This is a genomic window from Effusibacillus lacus (assembly GCF_002335525.1).
Taxonomy (GTDB): domain Bacteria; phylum Bacillota; class Bacilli; order Tumebacillales; family Effusibacillaceae; genus Effusibacillus; species Effusibacillus lacus.
The window spans coordinates 12,428-26,124 of record NZ_BDUF01000095.1; the positions used below are offsets into that span (position 1 = coordinate 12,428).

The window sequence follows — 13,697 nt, forward strand, 5'->3', positions numbered from 1 at the left end:
CGGATGAGATTGACACAGGAGCTGTCATTCTCACCGGGGAAGCAATACGCCGTGAGAATGCGCGAGCCATTGCCAATCTTTTGGCTGTGCAGGGAGGAAATTTCGTATGCGCCTCGGCGGGACACAATATGGAATCGCTGTTGGCAGCGTATGGTTCGGGGGCAGTCCAGCTTTCATATAATCGCGGCTGTCGGATATTGAACATCGATATAGGCGGTGGAACAACAAAGCTGGCTTTGGTAGAGAACGGGCGAGTCAGGGAAACGGCAGCCTTGTATGCAGGCGGCCGCTTGTTGGTGGTTGATGAGAACGGACGAATTGCAAGATTGGATCCCGGTGGTGAACATATTGCCAACCTGTTGGGCATGTCACTGCGCATAGGGGAAGTTGTAACTGCAGATCAAATGAACCGGATGGCGTCATGGATGGCAGACGCCATCCTGACTGCAGTTTTGAAACGTCCGCTGCCTTCCGAAATTGAACAGCTTTATCTCACTGATCCCTTGCAGGATATTGAACATGTCGACGGGATCATGTTCTCCGGAGGAGTTGGGGAATACATCTACAACAGGGAGGACAGAGAGTTCGGCGACCTGGGAAAACTGCTCGGAACCTTTTTGCGCCGCAAAGTCGACAGGGAGGATTTTCCCTGGCCCTGGCTGCCTGCGGGGGAGTGCATCCGCGCGACCGTTCTGGGCGCATCGGAACACAGTGTACAGGTCAGCGGCAATACGATATTTATTTCAGATCCCGAACTGCTTCCGGTCAGGAATCTTCAGGTGCTGCGGCCCGATTGCGATCTGCGGGGCAGGGGTGAGATTGATTCGGAAAAATTGGCCCAGGCAATTCGTGATCATTTTGCATTGTTTGATTTAACCGAAGGGGAGGCGGAGGTTGCGCTCGCTTTCAACTGGACGGGGGAACCGTCCTACGAACGTGTGTCTGCTTTTGTCCGCGGGCTGGAGAATGGCCTTCGGTCCACCATTCAAAATGGAAAGCCGCTGGTTCTTGTGTTTGACGGTGACATTGCACGCACCGTTGGGGCTCTGCTGCAGGAGGAATGTGGCGTGAATAACGCAATTTTGTCGATTGACGGCATTACATTGCAGGATTTTGAATTCATCGATATCGGTGAGTTGTTGGAACCGTCCGGGACTGTTCCCGTTACGATCAAATCGCTCATATTCAGATTGTAGATGGTTGAGGACCCGCAATGAATTCATGTTGGAGAGGGGAATATTATGCAGGATCAATCCTTTTTCGCCGGAAAAACGGTTGCGATACTTGGCTACGACAGCACCGGGCAGAAGCAGGCAAAGAAATTGAGAGATATAGGGATCCGAGTAATCGTTGGCGTGAGAGAAGGATGGAATCAGGATCTCGCAAAACAGGACGGTTTTGAAGTATACAATTTGTATGAAGCGGTGCAACAGGCGGATATTGTTCAAGTGTGGTAACCTAGCGGCCGGTCAATCCATTGGTGACGGATGATTCACAAAAACAAACAAGGGGAGATGTTTGTGGGAAAAGAGTCGCATTACAACAGCAAAAAACCGCGTGTTTTTGTTCGCGGCATCAGCGGTCCATACAGTCTGCAGGAAGAGCTCGACCGGCTTCGATCCCTGCCGCGGGTTGTCAAAGGCAAAGAGATGAAATTCAACGACGGACCGCAGTCTTTCAGCAAACATTTTGTAGAACCTGTTGACGGCATTACGCAAACTCTCCATGTCCACCTTGAAGAATATGCTCCCGGCGGCCGGACACAGAAGCACGGCCATGTGAACGAAGCGGCTTTTTACATCCTGGACGGCAAGGGTTACGAAATTCATGACGAAATCCGTTACGATTGGGAAGCGGGAGACGTCGCGATCGTCCACAACAACTGTGTCCATCAGCATTTCAATGCGGACAGATATAAGCCCGCCCGGGCATTGGTGATAAAGACAAAGCCGATGTACATGTTCATGAATATGCTTTTCCAAAAGCAAGTGGTTCCCCGTCCCAAGGATCCGACTCCGGAAGGTGTCGGATTCGAGCCGAGACATTATGAAGTGAATTACAATCATTCGGATGAATAGTGATGTCAGAAAATACTACATTACGATTAAGCAATTTGATCCTGTGATCGTATTGGAAATGAAGGATTCGTTAAGAAACTGAGGTGCGGACAGTTATGGAGATGAATTTTCTGACGATATTAACCATCGGTTTTATTTTGGGAATCAAGCATGCGCTTGAGCCGGATCATGTGATCGCCGTTTCCACCATTGCGAGCCACAGCAGAAAATTATGGAGATCTTCTTTGGCCGGTGTGTTCTGGGGAATCGGACACACCGCAACACTATTCGTTGTCGGGCTGTTTTTTCTGCTTTTTAAAAACGAGATCCCGCGAGTATGGGAAATGTCGCTGGAAATGGCGGTCGGAATCATGCTTGTATATCTGGGCGCCAGTTCCCTTCTGCCATACAGGAAAAAGAAAGTGCACGTGCATGAGCACGAACATGACGGTATGCCGCACAAGCATTTTCATTCCCATCAGGTTTACAGAACCCATAATCATGATCATAAGGATGTGTCCTATGTGAGGTCAATGATTATCGGTTTGGTTCATGGAATGGCAGGAAGCGCTGCAATGCTGATTCTTACCATGTCTACGGCGCAGGGCGTTTTGCAGGGAGCTCTCTATATTCTGATTTTTGGCGGAGGAACGGTCATTGGAATGCTACTGTTCACCACCCTGATTGGAATTCCGTTTGTGCTGAGTGTCAACAAGATAGGGATTAACCGCACGCTGACCCGGATAACGGGACTGATCAGCACGGCTTATGGAATCTATTACATCTATGATTTGGGTGTCACGGAAGGATTGTTCCGCATCTGGCTGCAATGATTGTCCTCAGACAGCTGCCATTATGGTATGGAGATGAGTGCCATGGGAGAATTGGTTGCGGTGATGGCAGCAGCATCATTTGCCGCTGCCAACGTAATGGTAAAAAAAGGGACAACAGCTTCATCAAGGGATAATGGGGTTTTTGTTTCAATTCTGCTGACTGCCGCGATTTCAGGTTTGATTGTGATTGCCGCCGGCATCATCAACGGTTTCCCGACCTTGACAAAAGAAGGCGTCTTTTGGTTTGTTCTGGCCGGTGTATTCACCTCATTTATAGGGAGGATCTGGTTATACTCCTCGATTCAGCATCTGGGCTCGGTAAGAGCGTCGGCCGTAAAAAGACTCAACCCGTTTTTTACTGTGTTAATCGGACTCTTTTTCCTGGGAGATCCATTGACGATTCCGCTCTTGATCGGGATGCTCATGATTTTCTCAGGTTTCATCGTTATGATCATACAATCTTTCCGCTCATCTGCGAAAGGCAACGCAGCGGCCACAGTCGAACCGGGACGGTTTGTCGAGAGTCATTCGATGCGGTCAAAGATTGTACTGACGTTAAGGAGTATCGCGAATCTGGGGTACATGTACGGACCCATATCTGCTCTCGCATATGCGGTCGGCTATGCTCTTCGCAAAAAGGGGTTGCTCGAGATTCCGGACCCTTTTTTTGGCACAATGCTTGGAGCCGGTGTTGGAGCACTCATCTTTGCTGTCATGGCGCTTTTTCAGGACAGATATCGCGCTTCGGTAAAATCTGCTTTTTTCCAATTTCGACCGTGGTTATTTTTTGCGGGTATTGCCACCTCAACCGGTCAAATTTTGTATTTTATGGCATTGAACCTGATCACTGTTTCCAGCGTAGCGTTGATTGCTTCCACTGAAGTGGTTTTTACCTTTTTTTTGTCCGCGTGGGTGTTTCATACGCAGGAAGAAATGACAAAAACAACAATTGCAGCTGCTTTCGTCAGCATGACAGGAGCCGCCGTAATCGCTTTGGGCTGACTCTGATCCTTGACCGGTCGACTACGATTTGAACAGGAGGTTGTGGCATGAACATCCTCGAATTGAAACAAATGTTGGTATGCGGCATTCGACTGATGGAACGGACTCAATTGATTGATTTCAACGGACATTTCAGTGTTCGCGTTCCGGAAACGAATCTTTTGATGATGAACTCAGGAAAATCGGTTCGCAGTTCGTTAACCGTTGATGACATTGTCACAATTGACATGGATGGAAACTTGGTGGATGGAAATGATGCTCCTCCGATGGAGTTTCACATACACACGGAGATTTACAAGCGCCGCGAGGATGTTGGTGCGGTTGCCCATACGCACCCCAAGTGGTCGACGTTGTTTACAATGACCAAGGTTCCTTTAAAACCGGTATTTCCTCAAGGGGCATTATTGGGCGAAATTCCGGTCTATCCCAAAGCATATTCAATCAACAACAGGCTGTTGGGGGAGGAAGTTGCCGGAGCGCTGGGAGACAAGAAAGCGCTATTGTTAAAAGCGCATGGTGCCGTAATCGTCGGGGAGGGCATCAAGGAAACATTCGTGCTGGGATATTATTTGGAAGAAAATGCTTACCGGCAATACATGGCTTCCTCTTTAGGACATGTACACGCTTTGGATGAAGACGAGATCAAGACATTGGCGGCAAATCTGTGGAAGCCGCATCTGATTCAAAAGGTATGGGACAATCTTAACAGCAAAATGCTGAAAGAATAGCTCTGATTCATAGCTTAAAGATTCATAGCTTAAAATGGAGGGAATTTATGCCGCATCAAAAAAAAGTACCGGTACGCCGCCGGTTCAATCCGGCTTCTGACAGTTCCCTGCCAAAGGTTCGCTTTCCTCGTCACGACCATAACCACACGCATCATCATGATGATGACTACGACAATGAGTTTGACTTATATCCGATGCATCTTGTGCCGCTGCTCAATCAATCTTCGTTGGAAGGTACAATCATCGACGTAAGAGAACAGTGGGAATATGAGAAAGTGAGGATTGAAGGAAGCGTAAACATACCCATGCGACAGCTTCCTCAATCTGTTTCATCCCTGAATCACCATGACAGCTATTACATCGTCTGTTCCCAGGGATTCCGCGGCAGTTACGCAGCCGCTTATTTACGATCTTTGGGGTATCAAAAGGTGTACAATATCCAAACAGGAATCATGGGGATTGCGGAATTATTGGACAGAAAGCAGGAATCCCCTTCTTGGCTGCTTGTTCAATAACTTTGGCACCCGGGATAACAGGGAGTTGTGGTTTGTCTGAAGGGAGTTTTTTCGTTGTTCTACGTACTTCTTTTAATCCACAGTCTTTATTCAGCCGCTTTGCAGGGAACACGCCCGATAGTATCCATCTATGCTGACGGCCAGGGGGCCTCTGCTTTAGTAATAGGTCTGCTTGTATCGACTTACGCATTATTTCCGATGTTGTTAGCCGTGCGAACCGGGAGATGGTTGGATCAATACGGTGCCCGGTTCATGGTGACCATTGGAGCCACCGGAATGTTGGTTTCATTACTGGTTCCTATGCTGTACCCAAGTTTGGGTACACTGTTTTTTTCACAGATACTGAGGGGATTTGCGCAATTATTTGTTCACCTCTCCCTGCAGAAGACAGTCGGAAATCTGCCGGGACATCGCGATAAATGGATAGCCGCCTTTACTTTGACCGGTTCACTGGGAGAATTACTGGGACCGCTGATAAGCGGATTCAGTTATGAGCACTTCGGCTTTCGGGTATCACTCGGAATTTCGTGTTTTATCATTTTACTGGCACTTGTGATTGGATTTATGATGGAGCCAACCGCATGGAAGAGTGGTGCTTCTTCTTTAAAACACAATTATCAAACGACAGGGTCCGCATGGAAAATGTTGCGGCAGGTGAATCTCCGAAATGCGCTGATCATTAGCGGACTGGTACTCTATTCAAAAGATCTGTTTGTCGCCTATTTTCCCGTGTATGGCAGCGACGTAGGTTTGTCGCCGGGAAGTATCGGGGGGATCATCTCGATCATGGGGGCGATGTCCATGGTGGTTCGACTTATTCAGTTCCAATTGGTGCAGGCTTTTGGTCGGGGGACTGTTCTGATGATTACCTTAATTATAAGCGGCATCTCTTATTTATTGATCCCGGGTACAGTCTCCTTCTTGTGTCTTGCCGTCCTGGCAGGTTTATTGGGAGTGGGATTGGGATTGGGGCAGCCTCTCAGTTTGGTTTATGCCCTGAACGTAACGCGTCCGGAACGTCATGGAGAGGTATTGGGAGTTCGAATTACTTTTAATCGCGTTTCTCAATTCGCAGCACCTTTTCTTTTCGGGGGAATAGGAGGGTTTGCAGGTCTGGCGCCCATTTTTTGGATAAGTGGAGGCATTCTTTTGATTGGATCCTATTTCACCCGCATTCGAGCTATTGAGTCAGACGAAAATGCTCTCACGATGGAGAAAGGAAATATGAATGTAAGATAGATGCGTCATGTTTCATCTAAGCGGATGATGACATCAGAATGGGCATTGGCTGAGACATCTGTGTCGATATCGCACGTGATGCGGTAAAACAACACAAAGATGGCAAATCCCTCAAAGCAAAAATGAAGATTCAACCAACTGACCGCCTGCATCGCATGGCGGTCTTTTTGTGAACGAAATATGACGAAAACCATCATTCGATCAAGCCACTGCGAACAAGATCAAGAAAGTCGGAATCAAAAGGGTTTCGATCAGTCTGGATGGTGCAACCGCCCGAACCCATGATTCTTTCAGGGGAATCGCAGGAAACCTGAAAGAGCACACGTCCCTGCAGGTTTGGGAAGATTCGGCATTGTTTGCCCAACTGAGGTCTTCGGATCTGTTGCAGGGAAAATGCGGAGTTTTCGAATTTGTTAACTGTTTACCTTAGGTTTAAACGATTCTCCCTAAAGAATTATGTGTGAAAGCTATTTGACGCACTGGGCGGCAATTTCTTGAATATTTTTCTACAATACTTACTTTTCACTAGTACGATGAAACCAGCAAATTTACAATGAGTATACAGAAAGCATCCAAAAGTCTTAGTCTCAGGAGTGACACTCATGAGCCGCACAAAAGTAAAGCGCAGCCTGCTTCTTTTCTCGTTGACTTTGGTTGTTTTTTCCCTGATTCTGACCATTATGGTCGGGCAATACAAGAAACGGCAGATTGGCGAATTTGCCATGCAGAATTCAATCAGCCTGGCCAATTACATTGCGAAAAAGGTGCAGTTTGAATCGGAGCGCTTTCATTCTCCCCTTCCGACCGATCAATTGAGAGTGCTGGAAAATGAACTGGAGGTGCTTTCTTTTTCTTTCGGCGCAAAAAGATTAAAAATCTGGGATGCAAACGGAACCGTTCTGTACTCGAACAACCGGGAGTTGATCGGCAGGACATTTGCAACTGGAGAGGAATTCCAGGCTGCTGCAAGAGGGAAAACGGTGGTTGAATTCTCCAAATTGAAAAAAGAGGAGAACGTGCTGGAACAACAGGAACGTGTCTTGTTGGAAGTGTATACGCCTTTGCTGGATCGCAACAACAAGCAGATTGGCGTCGCCGAATTCTATTATGACGTAACGCCGGTGGAGAGGTTTCTGAGTCAATATGAATGGCTGTTGAAAGGGATCGTGGTCCTGTTGACCCTTGTCAGCTTGTTGTTGATTTATAGAGTTTCCCATTCGGCAACGAAAGCCATTACCCGTTCCGAAACGGAGATGGAGAAAGCCAGGGACAAAGCGAGTCTACTGCTGGAGACCACCGTGCAAATCACCTCTTCCTTAACCATCGAGGAAATTCTTGACAGCATTTCCTCTGCCATCAAGAAATATCTCAGCATCCGCTCGGTTGCGGTCTTTTTTCTCGACCGGTCCACGAAGCAATTTTATCTGAAAAAACACAGCCGTGTAGCCGGGGATTTGGCCGAACTGGAAGGCGCCGAATGCTGCAAGAAACTTAACAGAATATTTGAGGGAAATCAAGATGACCTATATCTCAAGAACATCAGCAAAGCCCGCCTGTTTACCGGCAGAATGCTTGAACTTTACGGTGAAACATCCGGTTATTTGGTCCCGATCCGGTGGAACGGGCAGTTATACGGACTGATTTTATTTGAAGCTCATGAGCAAAGGGACTTTGAGCCGGAAGAGATCTCGATTTTTCTGGGGATTTCAAACCAGATCGGTGTGGCCATCCGCAACGCCCAATTGTTTAGCCAGGTAAGCAACCAGGCGCAGAGGGATGAATTGACCCAGTTGTACAACTATCGCCACTTTCAGGAAAAATTGGGCCAGCTCCTGCTTGAGAAGGCTGAATCTGGCGAACCAGTCAGCTTGTTGCTGCTGGATCTCGATCATTTCAAGAAATTTAACGATACTTACGGCCATCCGGCGGGCAACCAAGTCCTTCAGCAGTTGGCTTCCATCTTGAGGAGCAGCGCCCGGTCCAAGGATATTGCCGCCCGCTATGGAGGTGAAGAATTTCTGTTGGTGCTTGAGGGATGCGGTTTGGAGGAGGGAGTGCAGGTTGCGGAGCGGATCCGCAAAGAGGTGGAGAATTATCATTTCAATGTGGGGAATGTCAGGCTGCTTGATCCGATTACAGTCTCGATCGGCGTGGCTTCGTTTCCGGAGCAGGCTGCGGACCGTGAACAATTAATTGAAAAAGCGGATCAGGCTTTATATGCTGCAAAGAAGACACGAAATCGAGTCTGTGCATATGGCGACGGGGGGATCGAAAGCTATGCATAGCCGGAACATCAAACGGAGCAGGCTTCTGATTACGCTCCTGGTTTTTGCTTTCCTGTTGATTGTGATGTTGGCGCTGTATGTATATTCGGAAAAAAACGAACTCGCCAGATTTTATTCCCGGATTGCGGAAAGCCTGTTTAAGCATATTGGCCATGAGTTGGGGGAAGTGGATTATACGGTACCTTTTTCCGACGGGATGCAAGCCGATTTTCACAAGAAATACGATGATCTATTGAAACATATGCAAGTGAAAAAGGTTAAAATCTGGAACACAAAGGCACAGGTTGTTTATTCCGATGACCCGTCCATCATTGGCCGACGGTTTGAACAGGAAATCGAATACTGGAGAGCGGTGCAGGGCAGCCAGACCAGTGAGTTCAGCAAACTGAACCAGCAGGAAAACCAAATGGATTCCACCGACGACGGGGCTTTGCTTGAAGTGTACACCCCCATCTTCTCCAGATCCGGCGAGGTTGTCGGTGTTGCGGAATTTTACTTTGACATAAGCTCCTTCTACAAAGTGTTTGTGTTGAACGATCATATGCTCATCTCGGGATTGGTGGTGCTGCTGATCGTCATCCCCTGGGTCTTGATACGATTGATTGTCCGCAACAAGCAGCAGGTCAAACAGTTGGACCGGAATGTCCATTTCCTGACCCAACTGTTCACTTCAAGCTCAGATGGAATCGTGATTCTGGATGACGAGTGCCGGGTGCTCTCCTTGAATCCGGCCGCCGAAAGAATCAGCGGGTGGAAGCAGGGAGATGTTGCAGGGATGAATTGCCATCAGTTGTTCAATTGTTCCCATGAAGACGGTCGGCCCATTTCGGAAGCGAATTGCCCCCTGAAATCCGGTTTGCATTTCAATTGTGGCGAAGGAAACAACTATTCGGAATTTAACATTCGTCACCACGATGGCGGTTGGCGTACAGTGTCCGTCAGCTATATCCAACTGGAGCAGGAAGACGGGAAACCTCCGCACTATGCCATGCAGATAAGGGATGTTACCCGCAAGGTGCAGGAAATTGCGGAAATTGACATCATTCAGGAATTTGCTTTATTGCCGCATGAACAGTGGGACCAAAAGAAGATTCATCGTCTGGTTGAGGACAAGTGCAGGAAACTGTTTCTGGCAGACCGGGTATCTATTGTTTGGGGAGACGGGGAGAACGAGGGCAGTTCGGATGATCCAATGGAAGAGGAAATCAAGTCCTTGATACTGGAGGTTCGAACCCGAAAACTTCTTCTGGAGCGGGATTCCAAGGTTAACCTCTTTTTGATTGGCGTCCCCTTGATTATCGGGAATGACCTGCAAGGAGTGATGGTTCTTCAGTATGACTCCACAATCCTCCTGGATCTGGAGACAGGTCGCAAATTGAGCCGACTTGCGGCACAAACCGCAATGGTTTACAAGCTTTATTCTTTAATGGAACACATTCAAGTCCGCAGGAAGGAAATGGAGGATTTGTACAAACTCAGCATGGAGATCCGTTCCAACCAAACGGAATCGGTTGTTGACCGTTATGTAATTGAAAGCGTTCGCATCATTACCAAGGCGGATGGGACAGCGGTGCTTTTATACGATCAACAGCAAAGACTCAGGCACCATGGTTCCAGCGGCAGCCGGATTCTTGCAAATGATGAACTTCTGAATGAGTCCATGTTTTTTGACGCATTGCATCTGGGACAATTCTCAGTCTTACATGCGGAAAACGAAAGGGAGCATGTTCTTTTCAAGCAGGAAGGACTCGCATCCGTCGCGCTTTCCCCCATCGTTTATCGTGACAAAGTGTACGGTGTGCTGTTGATTGGCATGAAAACGCCAAAAGTCTGGAATGAACATGACACTTATCTGATTCAAAACATCAGTTCCATAATCGCCGTTCAAATTCAAAACAACCAGCTGTACCGGCAAGTGGAAAACAAAGCCATTCTGCTGGAAAGGGACAGAATTTCCCGTGAAATTCACGATGGATTGGCTCAGGCAATCGGGTATGTCAATCTCCAGCTCCACCGGATCTCCAAGATGCTGGAAGAGCGGCAAATCGAACAAGCCATCCGGGAAATTGGCACGGTTAAAGAAGTAATTGCCGATTCCTATGGCGAAATCAGGGAAACCATCACGAACTTGCGGGTAAAGCAAACGGATACAGGCTTTGTTGATTGGGTTATTGATTACATCCGCGATTTTCAGCATCTGAGCGGGTTGCAGGTGGAGTTGAAGGTTGAAGAAAATCTTCCGGCAGTCACCGAAGATGTGAAAATCCAACTTATCCGAGTGGTGCAAGAAGCTCTGACCAATGTAAAAAAGCACTCTGATGCAAGTTTGGTGCGGGTTGAACTGGGCAATGCAAACGGCGAATTGATGGTTTCGATCATGGACAACGGCCGGGGAATCGAGCAACGGGCATTGGAGAAACGACGGAAACATGGCGGGCAAGGGCTGTCCATCATGAAGGACAGAATCGAATCCATTTCGGGGAAATTCTCAATCGAATCAAAACCGCAAGAGGGAACCAAAATCACAATTGTTGTGTAATGGAGGGGGCGGCTTATGGGAAATCCGGTAAAAGTGTTATTGGTGGATGACCATCACTTGTTTTTGATGGGGATAGATTCAATCTTGCGGGATCAACCCGGCATCGAAGTGGTGGGCCATGCCGGCAACGGGGAGGAAGCGGTTGAGAAGGTGAAGAAACTAAACCCGGATGTTGTATTAATGGACATCAATATGCCGGTGTGCAATGGTATAGAGGCCACCCGTATAATCAAGGGAATGGTGCCTCAAACAGCAATCTTGATGTTAACCGTAAACGACGGGGATGAGGAACTGTTTGAAGCGATCAAGGCGGGGGCCCAGGGGTATCTGCTGAAAAACCTCACGCCTGATGAACTGCTTGCCTGCATACACAACGCAAGCAGAGGTGAAGTAACCATCTCCGGCCAAATTGCGGGAAAGATCTTTCAGTATTTTCGGTCTCACAATATGAACCCGGAAAGAAACGAGAAGGTCAAGGAACAGACGGATCATATACTCACAGCCAGGGAAATCGAGATTCTGCAGCAGGTGATTCGCGGATTGACCAACAAGGAAATCGCCGATCAACTGTGCATATCCGAGAATACGGTCAAGAATCATTTGCGCAATATTATGGAGAAATTGCATCTGCAAAACAGAGTGCAAGCTGCCGCTTATGCACTGAACATAGGCTTGATCACTCTCGATTAAACCTTTTGCCGGCAAGCAACAGCCCTTCATTCCGGTAATCACGGAATGAAGGGCTGTTTTGTTTGGATGGCGAGTTGGTTTCAGGATGCGTTTCGTTCCTTTAGCCAGTTGCCTCCGACACGGATGAAGACATTTTCCAATTCTACCCCTTCAAATTGGGATAATGCTTCTTCCAGCGAATTTGCAACCACGATTTTCATGGGTTGGTTTTTGACGATAACCGCATATTCAAACGGTCCTTTTCCAATACGTTTGGCGGAAGGATTTTGCAGAGGAGGAAGACTCTTCTGAAATAACGCAAAGAGGAGAAATACGGGAATAAAACCGAGTGCAAACATTGTCAAAAATGTCATGGGGGCCACCCTTTCCACGTTCTGTTTTTCGAGTTCATTATAAAACCGGATAGTGGAAAGGAAAATCGTTCCTCTTACCTATTCGGAACCACACTTTCTTACTAGTCGGAAAGTGTTCGGAAACAGCTTAAAAATGACGCAAGAGTGGGATAGGAATCAATCTCTGCCGGAAGTAAGGTAGTGGTAGTAGCAAAGGAGAAAGGGGGAGGTCCGTGAAGAAGCGAACGGCAGTAAGGATTCAATGTCAAAACCCGATTCTCTACAGAGCGATTCAGAAGTTACTGGATCAAATCGACGACATCAAGATTGTTCACGGTCCCTCCAATAATGAAGAAGCGGAGAGTGAAGAAGAGATTGATTTTGTAATTCGGGAGGAAGACGAGTTAATTAGAACATGGGCATCGCTTCCGCATGATTCCGGAATTAGTTACGTTTATGTGAATCCAAAGAATAACTGTATCACCGTGATAACCCGAAAACAGGTTGAACTGTCCAATGCGGATGAATTTGCCCGTTTGATCGTTCAACGCAAGTAGGAGTGGATAGTATGAATTGGCTCACTGTATTGGCGGCATCGTTATTTAGTTTTGTGCTTGCGTGGTTTGTTTTGGCCAGAAGCGAAGAAAAGGGATGGTCCCCCAAGAAAATCATCAGCGTCTTCGTAATGGCCGTTTTGCTGGGGTTCACAATTTCGGGGGGGCAGGCGTTGTGGGAGATGCTGCAGTATCACGTGTTGTTCAAGGGGTAAGGAGGGGGCGTCATGCAAGAACAGGAAAATGAAAAAATTGAACAATTGATTCGCGAACAGTTAAGTGAAGGAATTCACAAAAAAGTCACAAAAAAACCCCGTCGCAGGAAAGTGGCAAAAGAAATGATTTGGGCTGCACTTCTTTTAGCGGTTGTAACCCTTATTACCCTCTTCCGGATGGAATCGGAGCCAAACAGCTCCGTCACATTCTTTGACAAATGGAAAAATTTCATCCTGATCGGTTTGGTGGTCATCAATTATCTGATTACCTGGATGCTGCTGTCCAAGAAATCTCCGATTCAGGATGTGGCTGTCAAGCGGGCGGTGGCCACAGTGGTGGCCCTGTTGACAGTGGTGGGAATCGGCTCCTTTGCTGTGATGGCGACCCTTACCCCGACAGAGGAGGCTGCCGTGGCTGGCAGCGGGGGCAATGGCAATCCGGCCAAAGCAGGAGGAGAGACAGGCGGGAAAGGGATGGATGTCCTAAGCGGCAAATGTCTTGGCTGTCATACCTTCAAAGGGAAAGGCGGAACAATGGGACCCGATCTTACCGACATCAAAAACAGAAAAGACAGAGAATCGATTCGCAATTATATTAAAAATCCGGCTGGTGCCATGCCGAAACTGAATTTGCCCGATGAAGACCTGGAGTCAGTGGTTGCTTTGTTAACAGAAGGAGCCAAAGACGGCCAGGCGAAGCCGCAGGGC

General features: G+C 47.8%; 15 protein-coding genes and 1 pseudogene. 15 read left to right on the forward strand and 1 reads right to left on the reverse strand.

The genetic code is table 11. The annotated features are described in order from the left end of the window. The 12 genes and pseudogenes from EFBL_RS15960 to EFBL_RS16015 all read left to right on the forward strand — a co-directional run. A partial coding sequence (locus tag EFBL_RS15960; protein WP_216640735.1) for an ethanolamine ammonia-lyase reactivating factor EutA occupies positions 1-1,196 on the forward strand: 1,196 nt, incomplete at its 5' end. A 45-nt stretch (positions 1,197-1,241) separates the two neighbouring features. Next, positions 1,242-1,457: an NAD(P)-dependent oxidoreductase gene (locus EFBL_RS15965; protein ID WP_096183071.1), complete on the forward strand. Its 216-nt coding sequence runs from the start codon at positions 1,242-1,244 to the stop codon at positions 1,455-1,457. A gap of 63 nt (positions 1,458-1,520) precedes the next feature. Beyond that, positions 1,521-2,078 (forward strand): cupin domain-containing protein, encoded by a 558-nt coding sequence (locus tag EFBL_RS15970; protein ID WP_207907554.1) that lies wholly within the window; start codon positions 1,521-1,523, stop codon positions 2,076-2,078. A 95-nt stretch (positions 2,079-2,173) separates the two neighbouring features. Beyond that, positions 2,174-2,890, forward strand: coding sequence for an urease accessory protein UreH domain-containing protein (locus EFBL_RS15975; RefSeq protein WP_096183072.1), 717 nt, complete (start codon positions 2,174-2,176; stop codon positions 2,888-2,890). Between the two features lie 42 nt (positions 2,891-2,932). After that, positions 2,933-3,892, forward strand: coding sequence for a DMT family transporter (locus tag EFBL_RS15980; protein ID WP_165912475.1), 960 nt, complete (start codon positions 2,933-2,935; stop codon positions 3,890-3,892). Between the two features lie 47 nt (positions 3,893-3,939). Continuing rightward, entirely contained in the window at positions 3,940-4,620 is a 681-nt protein-coding gene (locus tag EFBL_RS15985; RefSeq protein ID WP_096183074.1) for a class II aldolase/adducin family protein, read from the forward strand. A gap of 47 nt (positions 4,621-4,667) precedes the next feature. Beyond that, positions 4,668-5,135 carry a rhodanese-like domain-containing protein gene (locus EFBL_RS15990; protein WP_096183075.1) on the forward strand — a complete coding sequence of 156 codons (468 nt, stop codon included), beginning with the start codon at positions 4,668-4,670 and terminating at the stop codon, positions 5,133-5,135. A 54-nt stretch (positions 5,136-5,189) separates the two neighbouring features. Further along, positions 5,190-6,374: an MFS transporter gene (locus EFBL_RS15995; protein WP_096183076.1), complete on the forward strand. Its 1,185-nt coding sequence runs from the start codon at positions 5,190-5,192 to the stop codon at positions 6,372-6,374. A gap of 53 nt (positions 6,375-6,427) precedes the next feature. Further along, positions 6,428-6,490, forward strand: a pseudogene (locus tag EFBL_RS21955) (PCYCGC motif-containing (lipo)protein); the annotation flags it as partial. Between the two features lie 486 nt (positions 6,491-6,976). Beyond that, a complete protein-coding gene (locus tag EFBL_RS16005) occupies positions 6,977-8,659 on the forward strand; it encodes a sensor domain-containing diguanylate cyclase (protein ID WP_096183078.1) in 1,683 nt (560 codons plus the stop codon). Then, entirely contained in the window at positions 8,652-11,198 is a 2,547-nt protein-coding gene (locus EFBL_RS16010) for a PAS domain S-box protein (RefSeq protein WP_165912474.1), read from the forward strand. Before EFBL_RS16005 ends, EFBL_RS16010 begins: the two co-directional genes overlap by 8 nt. A gap of 15 nt (positions 11,199-11,213) precedes the next feature. Next, the gene (locus EFBL_RS16015; RefSeq protein WP_096183080.1) at positions 11,214-11,888 is read left to right on the forward strand and encodes a response regulator; all 675 of its coding nucleotides are present in this window, start codon (positions 11,214-11,216) and stop codon (positions 11,886-11,888) included. A gap of 80 nt (positions 11,889-11,968) precedes the next feature. On the opposite strand, the gene EFBL_RS16020 is transcribed toward EFBL_RS16015, so the two are convergent. Beyond that, complete coding sequence (locus EFBL_RS16020; protein ID WP_096183081.1) at positions 11,969-12,241, reverse strand: hypothetical protein; 273 nt, start codon at positions 12,239-12,241, stop codon at positions 11,969-11,971. A gap of 212 nt (positions 12,242-12,453) precedes the next feature. On the opposite strand from EFBL_RS16020, the gene EFBL_RS16025 reads away from it, so the two are divergent. The 3 genes from EFBL_RS16025 to EFBL_RS16035 all read left to right on the forward strand — a co-directional run. Next, the gene (locus EFBL_RS16025) at positions 12,454-12,777 is read left to right on the forward strand and encodes a hypothetical protein (RefSeq protein ID WP_096183082.1); all 324 of its coding nucleotides are present in this window, start codon (positions 12,454-12,456) and stop codon (positions 12,775-12,777) included. A gap of 11 nt (positions 12,778-12,788) precedes the next feature. After that, positions 12,789-12,989 carry a hypothetical protein gene (locus EFBL_RS16030; protein ID WP_096183083.1) on the forward strand — a complete coding sequence of 67 codons (201 nt, stop codon included), beginning with the start codon at positions 12,789-12,791 and terminating at the stop codon, positions 12,987-12,989. Between the two features lie 12 nt (positions 12,990-13,001). Next, positions 13,002-13,697: c-type cytochrome (locus EFBL_RS16035; protein ID WP_172899728.1), on the forward strand; the 696-nt coding region annotated here is incomplete at its 3' end.